Raw genomic sequence first — 17,139 nt, forward strand, 5'->3', positions numbered from 1 at the left:
ACATAGGGAAGGGCGCAGCATGTTAACCAATGAACAAATTCAGCATTATCATGATCATGGCTATTTGGTTGTAGAAGATGCGATTGACACCCGTGAACTGACCGATTTACTCAGTCAAATCCAGTCTTGGGTGGATGAGAGCAAAACCCATACCGAGGCGTGGGGCACGACGGTCGATGGGCGCGCGCGCTTTGACATTGATCCAAAAGACCATAGCGCAGAAAACCCATCGCTCAGACGCATCACCTCACCGACAGAAATCTCGGACGCCTTTGCCAATGCGGCGCTACAGTCAACCATGTCTGAGATGGCGAGCCAGTTAATCGGCGGGAAGGGCACGCGTTTTCATCACAGCAAGGTCAATGCCAAGCTGCCGAATACCTCAACCTCAGTTAAGTGGCATCAGGACTTTCCATTTACGCCGCATACCAACGATGACATGCTGACCGCATTGCTGATGATTGGCGAGGTGACGATGGAAAACGGACCACTGCTGGTCGTGCCTGAGAGTCACAAAGGCGAGCTATTTTCCCATTGGGAAGATGGCAAGTTCGTGGGCAAAGTCAGTGGCGCTATTGAAGCCAAAAAGTGTCAAGAATTCGTGCCATGCATCGGTAAACCAGGCTCGATTTGTTTTATGCACAGTCGCTTGCTGCATTCCTCAGGGCCGAATACCAGCGATTTGCCACGTTACTTGTTTATCTCAGTGTATAACGCAGAAGACGCACAGCCGCTCTCGCCAAACCCACTGCCAAGTAAACACGAAGGCGTCTTGGTCAGCGGTGAGCTGACGGGCAATGTACGCCTCACACCCAACACCCTAAAACTGCCAGAAGTGCCTGACGGTGCGTCTTTCTTTACTCAGCAAGAGATGGCAGCGATGGCCTAACCCGCTTTATTGCCGTATATCAAGACAAATCCTAGGGCGATGATTTATTTTGGTATGCGGCGATAATCTTTATATTAAAAACGTACGGTTAATAGTTAATCAAATACGCTTTGAGTCTTTGTTAAATAATTATTGAGCGCGGCTGGCTTTTGACAATCAGGCGCAAAAAAAGCAGACATCATCGACATCTGCTTTTTTATTTTCAAATAGCATCTTAACTTATGGTTAGCTCTGAGGTGTAATCAAATACTTTTCACCCGTCGCTTGTTTGCCATACGCTTTGATGGACTCTAATTGTAGGGCTTCTTCTAGCGTGACTTCATGGGTATAGCTGCTAGCAAAGGTGGTGGTGATCTCTGCCGCCACACGCTGACGCATTGATTTCACGGTCTCACTGCCAAGCTTACCGAGCGCATTGAATAATAAGAAGCCATTGATACCCCACGCAAACCCAAAATTGCGATTGATGGTAATCGGGCCACGATCTAATGCGCCATAAATATAGGCTTGTTTAAAGGTGTTTGAGCCATAGACGCTGTATTCTTCCACATCACGGGGGATGGCTGCTTCCATACAGTTTAGAATGTCGCTGGTCAGTTTGCCGCCGCCCACAGGGTCAAACGAAATGGTCGCGCCCGTTTCAACGATGGCAGCGGTTAAATCCTTGGTGAACGTCTCACTGCTTGAGTTGACCACGTATTTTGCGCCCATATCGCGCAGTAGCTTTTCTTGCTCTTCTTTACGTACGATATTAATAAGATCAATGCCATCCGCCATACAGATGCGGTTAAGCATTTGCCCAAGGCTGGACGCCGCTGCCGCATGAATAATAGCTTTGTGGCCTTCAGCGCGCATGGTTTCGACCATGGCGAGTGAGGTTAGCGGGTTGACAAAAGAGGAGGCCGCCTCTTTTGCGGTGGTGCCTTTTGTCATCTCTATGCAGGCTTTGACATTGACGCAGTGATACTTACGATATGTGCCGCCGCCGATGATTGCGACCATTTTGCCCATGAGCGCTTGCGCGGCTTCTGACGAGCCTGCAGCAACGACCGTACCTGCGCCTTCATTGCCGACAGGCGTGTCTTTGTTGATGCGGGTTTTAAGGGCTGGCATGAACTTGGCAGGCACATCGGCGGTGATAAGGGGGCTGTCATCGGTGCCTGATTGTACTGCGGTTGACATATCAGCGGCGCTGAACATCACGCCAAAGTCAGAGGGGTTCAATGGCATGGCTTCCATGCGCACGACCACTTCATCAGCATTCGGCTTTGGCATGTCGATATCTTTTAGCGACAAGGTGAGTGTGTTGTCATCACTGATGGTGGATACCAGTTGACTATTTTTATCAGTCATTATTTTGCTCCTAATGGATTGTATTTTATTCTCAGAGTCATTTAGATTGCGCCGCCTGTACTAACGCTTTTATGTGCGTCTTAAATTCAGGCATATTGGCGCGGCGATCGGCTTCGATTTTTTGGGCAATGTCAGATTGACTCATGGTCTCATTCCATTGTTTCATGCCGGGTATCTCTGCCAGTATGTCCCAATCAAGCTGCGTGGAGGCGCAATTAATCACCACGACGTTGACATAGTGCATGTAGATGTCCGCCATGGTGAATGTCTCGCCTGCAATCCAAGGAGAGAACTGACACAGGCGGTTCAAAGCAGGGATGCCACGTTTAATGACTTGGCGCACCTCTTTTTTGATGGCATCAGGGGCGTCAACGCCTGAAAACACGTAAGGAATCAATCGGCGGCTGGGCAATTCAAAGTACAGCTCTGCTATTTTCATAATTTGGCGCACCATCGCGCGTTTGGTTGCTGACTCTGGATACAGCGGGGTATCAGGGTAGGCTTCTTCGAGAAAATCGCAAATGACACTCGATTCTGAAAGCGTCACACCGTCCTCGGTTGTGATTGCAGGTACTTTTCCTACTGGACTGACAGCGAGTAATTGATCATTACCAGTAAAGATAAGATGTTCTTCAAAAGGCACGTCTTTGTATAACAGCGCGTGCTTGACGATGTTGTAGTAGTTACTTGCGGGAAAACCATGCAGAGTAATCATAAATAAAGTGTCCATTGTGGCGGTGAGTGTTGTTTTTAGTTGTCGTATTCAAGCTTTTCCATTATTACTGTTTTTAATACGGTGATATATAGCATAAACCGTGAATCACTATTGCCTTTTTGACAAAAATAAACTCAAAATACATCGCCATTCATCATTGACTGAGGAGAGCGGGTTTGGATCAGCTACGGGCAATACGGTATTTTAGTAAAGTGGTCGAGACAGGAAGTTTTACCAAGGCGGCAAAAGCGTTTGGGATACCGCCATCGTCGTTATCAAGACGTGTGTCCGATTTAGAAAAGAGTTTGGGCGCTACACTGCTCAAGCGCTCAACGCGTTTGGTAAAACTGACGGAAGTCGGGCAAGTTTATTACAATGACATGCAGCTCGTATTAAACCAACTTGAGCAAAGCAAAGAGACGATTCGTAGTTATCAAACCACACCGATGGGGCGTTTACGTATCAGCTCGATGGTGGGTTTTGGTGAAAAAATACTGTTGCCGCTACTCGATGAGTTTGCGGCGCTGTATCCACAAATCGTACTCGATGTCAGTTTGAGCGATGAGCTATCGACCCTTGAGCGCGATGATGTCGATATTGCTATCAGAGGTGGTTATGCGCCAAATGAGCGCGTACTTGCCATACGTTTGATGGACAATAGCTTTATTCCTGTTGCCGCACCGCGCTATCTGGATACTCATGGAATACCAAGCCATCCATTCGAGCTAAGAGCGCATAAGGGGCTATATTTTAAGACGCCATTAGGACTGACGCCGTGGCTGTGTCATATCGATAATCAGTGGCACGATGTCTCAGGGCCCGCAGTCGCCATCTCAAACAATGGTGCGTGGCTGACCAAAAAAGTGTGCGCAGGTGATGGTATTTTGATGTCTACGCGCTGGGCGTTGGCGTCACATCTACAATCAGGCGCTTTACAAGAGCTTAAATTTGAGCACCCATTAACCATCACGCAACATGCGGATATGGCGGTGTATTTACTCTATCAAAAACAGCGCTACGCTGTGCCCAAAGTCAAAGCGGCCGTAGATTTTTTGGTAGAGCGATTAAAAGCCGCTGACGCGCGATACATTAAAAACGATTATTAGTAAATTCCAATTAACTGATACCTCTATATATACGGTGTGCGCAGGGCTTTGTATTTGACCACTATCTGAGTGATACGCCGTTGTTCGATTACTATTGCGACTATTACCAAGCAATCAAAACATAACCACACTATCTCATCAAAACAAGGATGGGTTGGAGAACGTAGTGACAGAAATTAATACAAAGCGGCTGGCTTATCTTTATGAAGCGGTGACGATGGGGACGATTCGCGCCGCCGCAGACAAGCTGAATATCGCGCCTTCAGCCATCAGTCGGCAGATATCTTTGTTAGAGGCAGAATTGGCCTGTACGCTTATTGAACGCCACCGAAAAGGCATCACGCCGACAGAGGCGGGAAGCGTGTTATTACAGTTTTATCGAGAGTCGCTTTCTGCCGAAGAGGCGTGCCTGTCCGAATTGCAGGCGCTGCTTGGATTACAGCGCGGTCATATCAAGCTTGCGGTCGGCGATGGCTTTATTGGTGGTTTGATGTCAGGCCCCTTATCTGAATTTGCCCGTCTTTACCCTGAATTAACCTTGTCCATCAGTACAGGCGGCTCTAACGAGGTCATTCGTCAGGTTGAGGAAGATGAGGCGCATATTGGGCTGGTCTTTCATGCCAGCAGCCATCCCCGTATTCGCTCGCAGGTGGTTAGTCGTCAACCGATGTACATTATCGTATCGCCCGAGCACTCATTGGCGCAGCAGACCCAACCCATGCCCTTAGAGGCGCTTTTAGAGTATCCTGTTGGGCTTGCTGAGAGTCGTTTTGGGGTACGTCAGCTACTCGCTATGGCTGAATTTCAACAAAAAATCCGCTTTAATCCTGTCCTGACCACCGATTCTTTTAATGTTCTCAAAAACTTTGCCCTCTCAAACATGGGCTTTACCTTTTTGCCTTATTTTGTGGTGTCCCAAGAAGTCAAAGACGGGCAGCTGATAGCGATACCGATAGACCATCCGCTGCTGGCAAGTGGCGAAGCGCATCTGATTACGAGGCTTGGGCGGCAGCTCTCTCAAGGCGCCAATGAATTATTACAGTATATGAAAGTGTGGATGAAAACCCTATAAAAAACCCGCCAGCAACACACGTTTGCTGGCGGGTTTTGTCTATTAATTGTCCAAAATTTAATCGCTTACCTTTTATCAATGACTATCAATTACAACAAAGCTTGCGCCACGATGGCAGACCCCAAAAACGTACCCGTAAAGGTGAGTAGGGCGACCACGGCAATTTTAAACCCAGATTTTTTGAACAAGTTGACTTCCATCTGAGAAATAGCAAAGCCTGCATAAGCCAGTACAGGGGTAATAAGCTGCAAGACGCCCAGTTTGTCCGTTTCTGCCAGCACATACGCGCTCATGGGGAACTGCGGCAGCGATATCACAATCGCCACGACCGATATCCAAGCAATCGCGGGTATATTTATTGGAATGATTTCTTTTATTAAGATGCCAACGACACAACACGCAAATAAAATCAGCATGGCAGGTAAGGCCGATAGGGGGTCAACGCCTTGTCCTACCCAGTTACTTAGCAATAGCACCACGCAAATGACCGCCAATAAAGACAAAGACTGCTTTACTGATAACACCGATTGCTCAGGTACTTTTAAATCAGGGTCAGCAAGTGCGGTGGCAGCGTTGCCGTTTTTCTTCTTAAATTTGCTGGTGACTTTATATAAAAACTCAGTAAACGGCAGCGCAATGAACAAGCTCACGAACAGACCTGTCGCATACGTCAGCAGGTTGGAAGTCGCGGCAAAAGCGGTGATGGTTTCTTCTTGCGCAGGTACGGTTTCTGCGAGCGCCGCAGAACATGCGCCCATCATACTGCCACTACCAATACCGCAGGCCATCGCTAGGGCGCGAATGTCCATAATATTCATCGAGGCAATAATACCTGCCATCAATGAAAAGTAAATCGCGCCAAACAAAGTGCCCATCACATAGACGCCCATGACGCCGATGCCCTCAGGGCTTTGCAGACCGTATTTATCCGCAATCAGCGCGATATTCGGCTCGCGCGCAATGGAGTGCGTCGCGCCGACCGCCTCTCTACCCATACCAAAGACCAACACCGCCACAGGTAGGGCAATCAACGCTGTGGTGATGTTGCCCAGCTCTTGTAGCAATAGGGCGGGGCCTGCGGCGATGATTTCCTCGACTTTTGGCCCAACGCCCACACCGAACTTGGCAATAAATGGCATGATGCTCAGCAGTACCGCATAGCTGGCAAATTTTGTCTTATCCTTAGAAATCACCGCCGCCATTGATGGGATGACGTTGGGGTTGAGCAGTAGGGTAAAGATAAATGCATAGAGTAACGGCAGCAAAACCAGCGTGCCGATACCGATGGGTATCTTGATGATGCCTATCCACTCTGCCAGCAGTGAGGCCAAAATCACTAATATATGCAGCTTCCAATCAAACAAGTGCTTTATCATGGTACTGGGCAGTACGTTGACGTTGGTGTTATTCATAGCAACTCCTTTTGCCTATCATGATGTTACGTAATGACTGCCGCCTATTTTCTTATTGGGTAGATACAGCGCTGACGGGCAGTTGCGACTCTACCAACGACACCCACACCTTAATCCCTGTCTCGATAGCATCGTCATTAAAGTCGTAAGCCGCATTGTGTAGCGGTTTAGACGGGCGGCTGCCATCAACGCCCAACCAAAAATAAGCGCCTTTGACGACTTGACTCATAAATGAAAAATCCTCGGACGCCATAGACGGTTCAACATCGGTATTCACCTTGTCCGCACCCAGCGCGTCAGTCGCCGCTGCTTTGATATTAAGATAAGCAGCGCTGTCGTTGGTGGTGACAGGATAGCGAATGTGATACTCCATCTCGCCAGTAACGCCGTATAAGGGCGGTAAGGTGTTGACCATGTCTGTGAGCATATCCTGCATGGACTGGCGCACGTCCATATTAAAACTGCGCACCGTACCTTTTAAGATGGCACAGTCAGGAATGACATTGGTCGTATCGCCGCTGTTCATTTGCGTGACGCTGATGACGCCTGACTGCAATGGTGATATGCGCCGAGAGACAATAGATTGAATATTGGTAATCAATGCCGCGCCCGCTGCTATGGGGTCAGCGCCCAAATGCGGCATGGCAGCATGTGTGCCTTTACCCGTTAAGGTAATCTCAAAGGTATCAAAAGAAGCCATCATTGGCCCGTCATTGACCGCAATCTCACCCACAGGCAAACCTGGCCAATTATGCAGACCGTAGACGGCGTCCATAGGAAAGATATCAAACAAGCCATCGTCAATCATGGTTTTTGCGCCGCCCAAAACCTCTTCAGCAGGCTGAAAAATAAAATGAATGGTGCCGTTAAAGTGTTTATGCGCGCTTAAATATTTTGCCGCTCCTAGCAGTACCGAGGTGTGACCGTCATGACCGCAGGCGTGCATACAGTTGTCATGCGTCGATTTGTGCGCAATGTCGTTTTGCTCTTTGATGGGCAGCGCGTCAATATCTGCGCGTATCCCGATGGTCGGGCCTTCGCCGTTTTTGAGCGTACCGACAATGCCTGTGCCGCCCAATCCTTGATGCACCTCGATGCCAAACGACTGCAATTTATCGACAATAAATGCTGAGGTTTTAAACTCTTTAAAGCCAAGCTCAGGCTGGCTGTGTATGTGCTGGCGCCATTGTTTGACGTCATCGAGTAAGGTGTCGTTAATTTGCATGTGTTTTTTCCTTATCGCTTATTGAATAGAATAACCAAATTGGATAGCGGCATCTTTTGCGGTCTCGACCCAAACGCTTTTGGTTTGTGTGTATTCAAGCAAGCCCTCATAGCCGCTTGAGCGACCGTAGCCGCTTTCGCCAAAGCCACCAAACGGCGACATGACGTTAATCGACTTGTAGCCATTGACCCAGAATGTGCCTGCATTGACCTCAGCCGCCATACGATGCCCGCGACCACTATCGGCCGTCCATACTGCACCCGCCAAACCAAAACGGCTGTCGTTTGCTAAGGCAATGGCTTCTTCTTCGTCATTAAATGAAATGACCGACACCACAGGTCCAAAGATTTCTTCTTGGGCAACACGCATGTTGTTCTTCACATTCGCCAGTACGGTTGGCTGATAAAAATAACCGTTTGCACCGCCAGCAATAGCGCCTGCCGTACCACCTGCGGCAACGGTTGCGCCGTCAGCGATACCGTCTGATACCAATGAGTGGACGTGATTGAACTGTTTTTGATTGTTAATGGGTCCGACCATCGTATCCTCATGCCATGGCAAGCCGACTGCCAATTTTCGGGTGGCTGAGGCTACGCGCTCAACAACTTCGTCATAAACGCTTTGGTGCACCAATAATCGCGAGCCTGAGACGCAGCTTTGCCCAGCGGCGGAGAATACGGCGGCTTGTGCGCCGACAACGGCACGGTCTAAATCCGCATCTGGAAAGACGATATTGGCAGATTTGCCGCCCAGCTCCAACACGCAAGGAATGACGCGCGCCGCCGCTGCTGAGGCAATCTGTGCGCCTGTTTTGGGCGAGCCGACAAAGACGACTTTTTTGGTCGCGGGGCTGTTAATCGCCGCAGTGCCTGTCGTCTGTCCCAAACCATTGATGACATTGACCAAGCCACGCGGAATGCCTGCTTGCTCAAGGAGTTTGGCGAGTACGGTTGTGCTGAGTGGCGTGAGTTCCGATGGCTTGAGCAGCACCGCATTGCCCGCGCAGATGGCTGGCGCGATTTGCCAGCCGCCTGTGAATATCGGCGCGTTCCAAGGGGTGATTTGCGTGACGACGCCATAAGGCTCATGGCGTGTGTAGTTTAAGTGACTGGTCGGCACAGGGATAACTTGCCCCATAATCTTGTCACACCAGCCCGCATAATAATCAAACATATCGGCGACTTTTGCGACCTCAACGCGGCAATCACGAATCGGCTTGCCCGCAGAAATGCACTCTAAGCGCGCCAAAGACTCTGCCGCCGCACGTATGTTTACGCCGCACTGCCACATGAGTTGACCGCGTGCGCTGGCAGTCATCGACCACCATACCTTTTGCGCGTTTATGGCGGCATCGGCGGCATCTGCCACGATGGCTTTACCCGCATCGCGATAGGTAAGAAAGGCTTGCCCTGTTGCTGGGTTAATCAGATTAATCTCGTCGCCGTGACCTGTTACTACCTCGCCATTCACAAAGCTGCCAAAGTCAGAAGTACCCAACAGCTCCTGCAATAAGGCGGCAACTTGCTGTTCCCCATTATTTTCTACCACAAAACTCATGATTCATTCTCCCAAGCCCGCATTTTTGACAATGCAGTTAAAGTCCTTTTCATCAGCGATAGTGGTTGCACTTTGCGCCCACATCTCGGCAATTTGCTCAGCCACAGGTAACGCCAATCCCATATCACGCATCATATCTTTGGCCAAACGCACGTCTTTACGCATCAGTCCCATGGTAAAGCCTGAGTCAAAACTGTCACTTAAAATCCAGTGCGGAAAGTTGACTTCGCTGACAGCGCTACGACCTGAGCCTGCATTTAAGCCCGCAATCAAGCTTTCAGGATTCAGTCCTGCTTTAGCGCCCAGTGCGATGGCTTCGGCAGTAGTGACTAGATGGGCAGCGCACAGTAAATTGTTAATCAATTTAGCGGCATGACCACTGCCAGACGCGCCCATATGAACCACTTTTGCGCTTAAAGCATCCAGATACACCTGAGCGCGCTCTAAAGCGTTGGGTTCACCGCCTACGAGCATGACCATCGTGCCCGCCTTAGCGCCCGCTGGACCACCGCTGACAGGGCAGTCGAGCAGCCCATGACCGAGCGGCGCTAATTCTGCAGACAGCGCACGCGTGACGTCAGGCTCTGAGGTGGAGGTGTCAATGATGAGGGTATTAGGCTGCGCATGGTCGATAAGACCATCTTTGCCTTCGATGACCGCTTGGACATGTTTTGCCATGGGCAGGGATAGGAGGATGACATTAGATTCAGCGCACAGTGCCTTGATGTCTGAGACGACATGAACGCCGATTTCTGTAGCGGCTTGGCGCTGGGTATCGCCGACATCCGTGCCAAACACCTTAAACCCTTCACGAAGCAAAGACTGCGCCATACCGTTACCCATACGGCCCAATCCGATGATACCTACGGTTTTTTGAGTCATAACTATTCCATTAGTCTTGTATTATCAGTCCGTTTTATTATGACCAATAAACCATGAAGAAGAATGACAACAAATCATCTTTTATGTTCTAAAAAAGGCAACATACCTATGATTAATAACGCTGATGGCGCGTATTGATTCTGATTTTATGCTGGCAAGTCTTATTATGGGGTAGGGCAGCACGCATTTGTGTAGCGTGCAACCGCAGAAAATAGGGCAGATAAATGAGGCGTAATCATATACACTGTCGCGCGTGTGTTGGCTGGATTCAGCGCTTATCGACTGAGTAGCGGCACCTGCAAATTTATACAAGACGATTGATATAAGGCATCCTATCATGGAACAAAAAAAGCACCCTATGGCGCACAGACAAAATGGGGTAGAGCATAAGCCTGTCTTTATGCCTAGAGTCAACAGCGACAATCTGGTAAAAACAGACATGGTTCGATTCGAGCGTCATGTGGGCTTTGCAACCAGACAAAAGAAAAAATCCATCAACGATATGCATCAAGTCATTCGTAAAAAATACGGTTTTAAGCATGTGTTGGAACTCTCCAGCAAATCAGGCGAGAAGTTGAGCTTTTTACTGAATCCATCAAGCTTACAGCTGGCTATTGATGATGAGCAGACATACAGCGTCGAAAATGCCTTTTACGCCAGCAAAGTGTTTAAGCACGGCGGTCCTTATACAGATTTGCTGACCTCAGCACCAAGACAGGCGAAGAAAGATGAGCGACTCAGCCATTCAGGCGCGCTGTTTGGTTATGATTATTTTGGTATGGAATGGAGCGTAGAGCCGCTGACCGCGTTTTATGACTGGTTATATATCACTGCGCTCAAACAAAATGAAGCGCTGCATGAACAGGTGATGCAATACCAAGCCTTTACGGATCTTACGTTCAATCCCAAAAAATCAATTCATAGTGCCGCGTATGCGCTCGCGATGTTTGTGGCGCTTAGCAAACGAGAATTGCTTGATGTGGTAGAAGATCCTGGTGCATTTTATGATCTCTATCATGACTTTAAAGTCAGTAACACCGCACAGCTTTTGGAAGATGGATGGGTTAATAGATGCGTGACGCTGGAGCAAAAAAGTAGGGGAGCTCAATAATGCTTAGCGTAATCGCATAAAATTTATGCGCATCCATGATGCTATGACATGGGTGTGCATAAGAGCAATTAATGCTATGAGAACAGCCTTGGAATATACCTTATTTAACATAATATACATTATGCGAAAACATACCAATGGCTTTAAAGGAAAGTATGGCATGGTTTATCACGCTTATTACTGATGGATTTATACCATTAGCCAATTAGCTTGGCACAAAAAATCCCACTGCAACTTATTCAAAAACGCAATCACAAAATCATCCAAAGCCCATAGTAATCTTGCTATGCTAAAGCCATAACTAAAATAAGGATGAGAACAATGACAAAATATCTTTACGGTATGATGCTCGCAATGAGCGCGGTGCTGGCGGGTTGCCAAGCTGCGCCAATAGATAATCAACCTACAACTGAAATACCAGCCACACAAAATATCACTCAACAAGCCACACAGATTATGACCGAGCTTGAGCGCTCAGATTTTTTAGCCATCAAGAATGACATTCATCCGACGCTGGGATTGCGCTTTTCGATGTACGGTCATGTGCAGCCAGCCGACAAAATCTTTTCGCGCGCGCAGTTTGTGCAGTATGTCCGCGATGAGCCGAGCATTCGCTTTACTTGGGGTGCGCTTGATGGTTCAGGCAATCCGTATATCGTGTCACTGCCTGCCTATCTGCGTGATTGGGTCGCTGCGGGTGATTTTAGTGCCTCTGCGCCGAGTCTCAACCGCATCACATCGCATGGCAACACACTGATTAATATTCAGGACACCTATTCTGATGCGGACATTGTGCAGTTTTACACCGCTGGCAGCGAACACTATGGCGGACTCGACTGGCACGATGTGTTTTTGGTATTTAAGACCTATCAAGGACAGCGCTATCTGGTCGCTATCGTCAACGACCGCTGGACGACCTAACCCTGTCGAATCTATAGCGGCGTCTGGCGGAAAAACTTGACCATGATGTCATAAATATCGGGATACGCATCGACAAGCTTTTGCGGGGTTTCAAAAAACACCTCGCTAAGCACGGCAAAGAATTCCGCTGGATTGGTCGCGCCATAACGGTCTAGCCCTGATTTGCGGTGCGTCTGAAAATCCTCAAAATCGCGGGCCATAATCTCTGTCCAGCGTGCCGCGTCCATATCAGGATGCATCGGCGGAAAGCCATTTGCCCGACCATTCATCATATCGAGCTTATGCACAAACTCATGTATCACCACATTGTGACCGTCGCGCTCACCTGAGTGCTGCGCGTCTTGCCATGACAGTATCACAGGACCGCGTAGCCACGCCTCGCCGCTGCGATGCTGGCTGCCCTCATGTACGATGCCATATTCGTCCATGCTGGTTTGCTGGCTTTTATATGACCCGCGATAAATAATGACCGATGACCAGCCCTCATACCATTCAAGACTTAGATTTAATATGGGCAGGCACGCTTGTAAGGCAATGGATTGCTTTACCGCGTCGGTAACTTCAAAGCCTTGCGCGCCTGTAATGGATTTTTCTGCCAAAAATAGCGTCGCTAAGTCAAACAAATGGCTTAATTCATCATCACCCAGCCTATCAAGAATAGCAATGCGCGCCGCTGCCTGCTGCCAGTCCTCATGCGTATAGTCGCTATTGTCCAATATGCGCTGCTCACGCCACTCTTTAATGATATCAAACACGATACGTTTTCCTTATTTTGTTGTTATTTAACTCATTACAGCACAATTTGCGCTGTGGTCTGCTGGATAATCGTATCGTGTATACATCCGCCCTACTCGATTTTTACCTATTTACCTGACACACGACCTGCCATGTTATTAGAATAAAAATTATATTAATCAACAAATTACGATATTTTAAAAAACAACAGCCCAAAAAAATCGGAGCCAACCTATATAAACAGGTCGACTCCGATTTGGTTTTTCTTGTGCCTACATGCTTGATATTAATACAAAAACGCCTCTACAAATATCAAGCATGGTGTTGTTCAATCTACCTCATAACTTGGTACATGGAAGACTCACTGGACTGCACCTAGATAGTGCCCCTAGTGCATTAGCTCAATCACGATTGCGTGATTGCGCCAGCGAGCTAATGACACTAGGGGCACTATCTAGGTATTAGCAGGACTGAAACAGTCTTCCTTGTGTTACGTGTAATGGCTTGTCTCGTGGATGACGCAACATCATCCCTCACCGAAATTCGGTGAAACGCTAAATCTCACAACAAGGCTATTGTGCCCTAGCCTTGTTTTTTTGGCAATACTTATACATAAAATTTAGTTGGTTTTATTGATGAAAACGACAACTGGTGTCGCCTAAATCTAACTATTAGATAGCACGACAATATATGTCGTATTCTTTGAATTTAATTGACAAAAGTTCTTGATAAGCGGTCAAAAATGCGCTTTTATAAGGACTTCTTTTATTGGCAGATACCGTGATAGCAAAGGCATAGCGTATGTATTTATCATTTTCTTATATCTATCAGGCGTGGCAAGCTGAAGACCCCAACCTTATTGAAAAGCTTGACCAGCTCGCCCGCCAGCCCGACGCGCCGCGTGATACGCCGCTACCTGATGATGTGCTGACCTTTGAGAGATTTTTGGCGACGATTTTTGCGCCTGAGTTTCGCGCTTTGCCGCCTGAGGTGCAGTTTGCCAAGCGTGTGGAGTTGATGGCGCAGCTGGAGTCTGCTGACGGGTCATACACCCTGCCACCGCGCTATCAGACGTATGTGATTTTATTGGCATTGTGGGGGGACAATCGCCCGTATGCTAGAGCGATGCTGATACAAGCGATTGATACCCTGCCCTTAACCTATGGCGTGTGGCGCGGTCTAAAATATATTTACAAGCAAGCTGAATACCGCCAAGACTATGAGATTTTTGCGCATATTGCCGCCAAGGTCGATTTGTACCGTTTTGACCAGCATCTAAAGAACGCCGTCAGTCTGCGTACCAAGACCTATATCAGTCTGCGGGCGTGGCGTTATTTGCGCCATTTGGGTACGCATCTTCCGATATGTTATACCGACGCGGCGGTGCGTGTACTTGCCAGCATTGACGCAGAGATGACGCTTGGCAGTAGCGCACGCGTCAATAGCTGGGTACTCAATCACATTTGCTTTCACCATGAGGTACATTACGGAGTCAATCGCTTTGTCCATAATGCCCCGCGTAAGCTGTTTTCTGCCGAAGGGCGTGCCTTTGCCAGTGCATGGCAGCGCGATGAGACGCCTTTATTTACCTTACTTGCCAATGCAAAAAACGAAGCTATCCGCCAATTTGCGACCGACAGCCTCAAGCACGATTTTAAAATAAAACTCAAAGACACCGATGCACCCACCATTCAATATCTGTCGGCAGGTACACGCAGCTGTGCCCGTGACGAGCTAGTGACATGGTTACTTGAGCGCTCATCATCGCTAGAAAAGTCGCAATTTATGACATTGGGGCTGCATGATGTGGTGCTGAGTCTATTGCACTCAGACTACAGTAAGGCATATCAATATGCCATCAGCTATGCCACAAGCTATGCCAAGGATATTGATCTAGACACGTTGTTATTGCTCGCGGTATCTCGGCATGCATCTATTCGTGATTTTGCCATGCAGATGATACTTAGTCGCCATCCTATCAAAGACATCGGCGTACAAGGTTGGGGTCAGCTATTAGAAACGCCCTATCATTTTAAGACGGCGAGCAATCAGTTAACCGCGCATTTTACCCGTAAAGAATTAACGCCCGAGTGGTTCCGCGCGCGTCTGTTGGGCAATAGTCCTGAAGCCGTTAGTTTTGCTATACAGCAACTGCCAAAGCTCTATAGCGCCAAGACTTTGGGCGCTGATTTTTTTATTGATATCGCTCGCACGCTACTGCCTACCTATAGCCAGAATCAAGCAGCTTGCATGGATTTTGTGCTCGAAGAATTGCGCAAAACAGACCTCAGCACCATCGACCCTTCGGTATGGCAATATCTATTATTGCACCCACTCGCCCAAGAGACGCTAAGCGATTGGATAGATACTGATGTCATTGCCGCCACCCGCCTGCCCATGGACTATTGGCACGCGCTTGCCTATGAACCTGACTGGCAAGCGGGCGTGCAGCCTAATGGTGTGATTTACAACGCTGTATTTGACCAAGTAGATACCGCGATTAAAACCACCGTCTATCAAGACTGGTTCAGCTATTTAAGTTTTGACGTGTATTTCGCCACAGAATGGGTGCATCATTGGTTGTCGGATGTGCGCCGCTTTGTCCCAACTGCACTTGGCTTTGATTGGCTGTTGATGCTTGCCCATAGCGACACGGCGATGTACCGCAAGTTTGCGATTGATTGTATGAATAAAGGCTTTTTGCCCGCAGACTTTGCTGAACCAGAGACCAACCCTGCTACAAATATCAATAGCAACCAAAGTGGGGATAAGAAAAGCAATATCGATTTTGAGCAGCAGCGCTTTTTATTTACAGGAAAAATGCAAAGCATGAGCCGCAGTGCTGCTGAAGCCGAGGTCAAGGCACATAACGGTCTCATCAGTAGCGGCGTGAATAACAGTTTGGATTATTTGGTCATTGGCGATGAAGGGTCGCCATTTTACGGTCATGGACGCAAAGGCAGCAAGCAGCTAAAGGCAGAAAAGCTGATTGAGGCAGGCGCGAGCATGCATATCATCTCAGAGACGGCATTTTTACAGATGCTTTCGGGGACGACGCGTGAGGCTTCGACAGATGCCACCTTAGCAGGAACAGAGCGTCTGTGGTCAATGGCAACCGATGACCCGACAGCCCCCATCAGTGAACTTGCCATCTATTACATGAGCCATCATCACGACAGCATTCACATGAGCTTGACCGACCGTCCTGTCGATAGTAATGCAGCCATTCCAAATGCCTTTTTTAGTGCCGAGCGCGTTGTACCGTTATTATCGAGCGGGCATAGCAATCTGCGTGAGTTTGGCTTACTGCTTGCCCGCCATGAGCTGGCACGTTGGCAGTTGACGCCCAAGCTTTGGCTGTCGTTGGCCGAGTCTACGCATCAAGAGGTGCAACACTTATTACAACAAGCCTTGTTCGACAAACCTAATATCAGCAATCGTCTTTACCACATCGATAGCAGCCGATACAGCACAGCGATGATCAATGCCTTAATTAGCAGTAAGCAGACCCATGCGCGGCGTATTGGCATTGCCTTATTAAAGCAACATCCGCAGTTCCAAGACGTGCGGTTACTTTACCTGTTAACCCAAAGCAGTCATCGCGATATCCGCTATGCCGCCGTGTCCATGCTATGGCAGCAGTATAAACACAAAGCCGTCATTCCCAGCCGTCACCAATACACCGAAGATGGTAAAAATAAGGGGGCTGAAAACAATACCAAAAACGCCCCTCAGTCTTTACCCGCTGATATAGAGCAGCTGTTGCTGCTATTACGACGTGGTTTGTTTGAGCTGCCACCAGGGCGCATGAGAAATCCTGAGCAAAAGACCGCCGCAAAAAAACACAACAAGTACCGCACTGATGATCCTAGTACGCCCTCCGAGCTTAGCCAGTCGTTATTGTCTGCCAGCCAAGCCAAACTGGCACTGATTGAGACGTTTCGTGATATTGCTTTAACGGATATGTCCTTTGCTGCGCTGATTATCGCAGACCTATACACCTTTACGCATTCGGCAGGAAAAATGGAGCGCCACGCCAGCCTGACTGCGGTAACACGGCTGCTGCATCGTTATCCAACGCTGCGTGAGCATTTACTGCCTGCGCCTGCGTAAAAAACATGAACGGTTAAAACGGAACAAACGACATAAAACCTATAACAC

Annotated in this window: 13 protein-coding genes; 6 read left to right on the plus strand and 7 right to left on the minus strand. The window is 48.4% G+C overall.

Features of this window, described 5'->3' with window-relative positions; all coding sequences use genetic code 11:
• Positions 1–19 precede the first annotated feature (19 nt).
• A complete protein-coding gene (locus JMW05_RS00780; RefSeq protein ID WP_201503529.1) occupies positions 20–889 on the plus strand; it encodes a phytanoyl-CoA dioxygenase family protein in 870 nt (289 codons plus the stop codon).
• Positions 890–1,114: 225 nt separating this feature from the next.
• On the opposite strand, the gene JMW05_RS00785 is transcribed toward JMW05_RS00780, so the two are convergent.
• On the minus strand, positions 1,115–2,242 hold the full coding sequence (locus JMW05_RS00785) for a zinc-binding dehydrogenase (protein ID WP_201503530.1): 1,128 nt from the start codon (positions 2,240–2,242) through the stop codon (positions 1,115–1,117).
• Positions 2,243–2,279: 37 nt separating this feature from the next.
• The gene (locus JMW05_RS00790) at positions 2,280–2,957 is read right to left on the minus strand and encodes a glutathione S-transferase family protein (RefSeq protein WP_201503531.1); all 678 of its coding nucleotides are present in this window, start codon (positions 2,955–2,957) and stop codon (positions 2,280–2,282) included.
• Between the two features lie 176 nt (positions 2,958–3,133).
• Here JMW05_RS00790 and JMW05_RS00795 point away from each other — a divergent pair, with 176 nt between their 5' ends.
• Positions 3,134–4,063 (plus strand): LysR family transcriptional regulator, encoded by a 930-nt coding sequence (locus JMW05_RS00795; protein WP_201503532.1) that lies wholly within the window; start codon positions 3,134–3,136, stop codon positions 4,061–4,063.
• Positions 4,064–4,229: 166 nt separating this feature from the next.
• Positions 4,230–5,135: a LysR family transcriptional regulator gene (locus JMW05_RS00800; protein ID WP_201503533.1), complete on the plus strand. Its 906-nt coding sequence runs from the start codon at positions 4,230–4,232 to the stop codon at positions 5,133–5,135.
• An 89-nt stretch (positions 5,136–5,224) separates the two neighbouring features.
• Here the strand turns inward: JMW05_RS00800 and JMW05_RS00805 are convergent, their stop codons facing one another.
• From JMW05_RS00805 to JMW05_RS00820, 4 genes are read right to left on the minus strand one after another with little or no spacing between them, the layout of a single operon-like run.
• The gene (locus JMW05_RS00805) at positions 5,225–6,547 is read right to left on the minus strand and encodes a DUF3100 domain-containing protein (RefSeq protein WP_227691384.1); all 1,323 of its coding nucleotides are present in this window, start codon (positions 6,545–6,547) and stop codon (positions 5,225–5,227) included.
• 52 nt (positions 6,548–6,599) lie between these two features.
• Positions 6,600–7,772 (minus strand): M20 aminoacylase family protein, encoded by a 1,173-nt coding sequence (locus JMW05_RS00810; protein WP_201503534.1) that lies wholly within the window; start codon positions 7,770–7,772, stop codon positions 6,600–6,602.
• Positions 7,773–7,790: 18 nt separating this feature from the next.
• The gene (locus JMW05_RS00815) at positions 7,791–9,329 is read right to left on the minus strand and encodes an aldehyde dehydrogenase family protein (protein ID WP_201503535.1); all 1,539 of its coding nucleotides are present in this window, start codon (positions 9,327–9,329) and stop codon (positions 7,791–7,793) included.
• Between the two features lie 3 nt (positions 9,330–9,332).
• On the minus strand, positions 9,333–10,211 hold the full coding sequence (locus JMW05_RS00820) for an NAD(P)-dependent oxidoreductase (protein WP_201503536.1): 879 nt from the start codon (positions 10,209–10,211) through the stop codon (positions 9,333–9,335).
• 337 nt (positions 10,212–10,548) lie between these two features.
• Between JMW05_RS00820 and JMW05_RS00825 the strand changes: the two genes are divergently transcribed.
• Together JMW05_RS00825 and JMW05_RS00830 are read left to right on the plus strand one after the other, a co-directional pair.
• Positions 10,549–11,322 carry a DarT1-associated NADAR antitoxin family protein gene (locus tag JMW05_RS00825; protein WP_406947434.1) on the plus strand — a complete coding sequence of 258 codons (774 nt, stop codon included), beginning with the start codon at positions 10,549–10,551 and terminating at the stop codon, positions 11,320–11,322.
• Positions 11,323–11,643: 321 nt separating this feature from the next.
• Positions 11,644–12,243: a hypothetical protein gene (locus tag JMW05_RS00830; RefSeq protein WP_201503537.1), complete on the plus strand. Its 600-nt coding sequence runs from the start codon at positions 11,644–11,646 to the stop codon at positions 12,241–12,243.
• A gap of 11 nt (positions 12,244–12,254) precedes the next feature.
• Here the strand turns inward: JMW05_RS00830 and JMW05_RS00835 are convergent, their stop codons facing one another.
• Complete coding sequence (locus JMW05_RS00835; RefSeq protein WP_201503538.1) at positions 12,255–12,998, minus strand: M90 family metallopeptidase; 744 nt, start codon at positions 12,996–12,998, stop codon at positions 12,255–12,257.
• 781 nt (positions 12,999–13,779) lie between these two features.
• On the opposite strand from JMW05_RS00835, the gene JMW05_RS00840 reads away from it, so the two are divergent.
• Positions 13,780–17,091, plus strand: coding sequence for a BRCT domain-containing protein (locus JMW05_RS00840; protein ID WP_201503539.1), 3,312 nt, complete (start codon positions 13,780–13,782; stop codon positions 17,089–17,091).
• Positions 17,092–17,139 lie beyond the last annotated feature (48 nt).

The sequence above is a fragment of the Psychrobacter aestuarii genome, from assembly GCF_904846035.1.
GTDB classification, from domain to species: domain Bacteria; phylum Pseudomonadota; class Gammaproteobacteria; order Pseudomonadales; family Moraxellaceae; genus Psychrobacter; species Psychrobacter aestuarii.